General features: G+C 52.4%; 2 protein-coding genes. Both read left to right on the top strand.

Annotated elements, in window-relative coordinates:
* The first annotated feature begins 316 nt into the window (after positions 1-316).
* A complete protein-coding gene (locus ACR0B0_RS20845; protein WP_480649424.1) occupies positions 317-832 on the top strand; it encodes a DUF805 domain-containing protein in 516 nt (171 codons plus the stop codon).
* 110 nt (positions 833-942) lie between these two features.
* Positions 943-1,677, top strand: coding sequence for a hypothetical protein (locus tag ACR0B0_RS20840; RefSeq protein WP_480649422.1), 735 nt, complete (start codon positions 943-945; stop codon positions 1,675-1,677).
* Positions 1,678-1,755 lie beyond the last annotated feature (78 nt).

Genomic DNA, 1,755 nt, shown 5'->3' with positions numbered 1-1,755 from the left:
GCATCGCGTCCTCCCAACGCTCAATCATTGTAAAGTGCCTTCCGACTGCCAGCACTCACTCCAGCAGTCGGAAGGGCCCGACAAATCGGGCGACAGCGACAACAACGGAGGTAAATAAAGTTGTGTCGAATTCGCATATTTGAATCTAATTTTTTACAAATCAATATTTTTTCCGCGCGTAAAATTCTTTACGCTCTCGTGCGATAGGCTTCTGCTTTCAAACAAAAAGGTAAGAGGGAGCATCCTAAGGGGCGAGTGCGTTCTCTAGAGCGGCGAAGCGTTTGAGACCGCACAGAAAGCAAGAAAGGAGTGAAATATGGGATTTGGCGAAGCAGTAAAAGCGTGTTTCTCAAAATACTTCCAGTTCTCCGGTCGGGCTTTACGCTCAGAATACTGGTGGTTCTTCTTGTTCGTAGTTCTCGCGAGCGCTGCTTTAGCTGTGCTGGATACAATCATATTCGGGACCAACCCCGAAACAGGGCAGGGATCTCGGGTTCTGTCCTCTGTTTTCCAACTGGCTGTTCTCATACCCATGCTGGCCGCCGGTTGGCGAAGGCTGCATGATACAGGACGACCTGGCTGGTATTTGCTGCTGCCGATGGCGCTCAGCATTACAACGCTATTTGTTATGCTGGGTGGGGTGGCGTTCTTTTCGGTATTGGAGCAAGGGACCGAGAACCCTGACGCATTGCGAGGACCTGCGGCCGTCCTGGGCGTAACCGGTATTGTTGTTGTCTCAATTCTTCAATTGGTTCTGTCCATCCTGATGATCTGGTGGCTTACGCGACCTTCCCAAGAAGGCGCAAACGAATACGGCGAACCTGTTTCCTGATCTGGCTGTCCGGGCAATTGGCTAGAACTTCTGCTGAACGACAGTGCGAACCGTAACTCAATGGAGAGAAAAAAATGAGCTGCAAAACCATTTCCATTGGAATGCTACTGATGGCAGTGGCGACCACAGCATCAGCGGAGTGGTCGTTCAGCTCCGGGCCCAACCCCAATGCGTTTATTCAGACAGGAAACATGACGCTGGAACTTCAGTGTGACCGTATTCGCTTTGCTCCGGCTGGATTCGAGGACAGCCAGGACATTGCGGACAAGCAGGGGCTTTCCATTCGCTTTTTGAAGAACGGCACCACCGAAGTTGGAGCATTTCAGGTTGGCGCAGAAAACGCTGCCGAGCAGATCGTCGACAATTATCCGGTCGAGGTCAGCTTCAACAGTCAGCAGGACTATAGTTTTGTACTGGACCAGCTTGCGGCCAACGCGTCGGTCAATCTGTCGATGAGTGATCAAGATGTCAGCTATGGGATCTTTGACTTGAAAGGTTCCAGCGCAGCAATTCGGTCCCTTCGTTCTGCGTGCGTTTCAGAAGTTAGCCAAGAGACCTCCTACGAAGCGCCCGAAGGCATCGTCTATTGTGGTGGCGGAGCGATAGAGCGCGTGATCGAACCCGTAATTTTGGACAAGCCGGAGGGGGAGTGGGACGCGCGAGTAGCGGTTAACGGCGAGTCGATCAGAGCCATGACGGCCTACAGTTACTTCGGGAACTCTGAGCCGCCCGCTGGATTTGTCGTCGCCCTGCTTGGGGAAGACAGGTCCGAGTTTCTGATTTTTAGCGACGGCTCGGCAAACTGGCTGGAATATGGGGATTACAGGTATGATCAGTGCAATTGATGCCACCCGCCAACTGGCTTCTCAAATAGTGCGCCTGTTGAAAGGATTGGCTTCCGGGATTGTGCTGGTTTCGGGCCT

The organism is Ruegeria sp. BA12, from assembly GCF_056539625.1.
This window is presented reverse-complemented; position numbering and strand designations above follow the sequence as displayed.

Coding starts and splice junctions, on each gene's coding strand:
- ACR0B0_RS20845 (WP_480649424.1), top strand. CDS start 317: ATGGGATTTGGCGAAGCAGTAAAAGCGTGTTTCTCAAAATACTTCCAG.
- ACR0B0_RS20840 (WP_480649422.1), top strand. CDS start 943: ATGGCAGTGGCGACCACAGCATCAGCGGAGTGGTCGTTCAGCTCCGGG.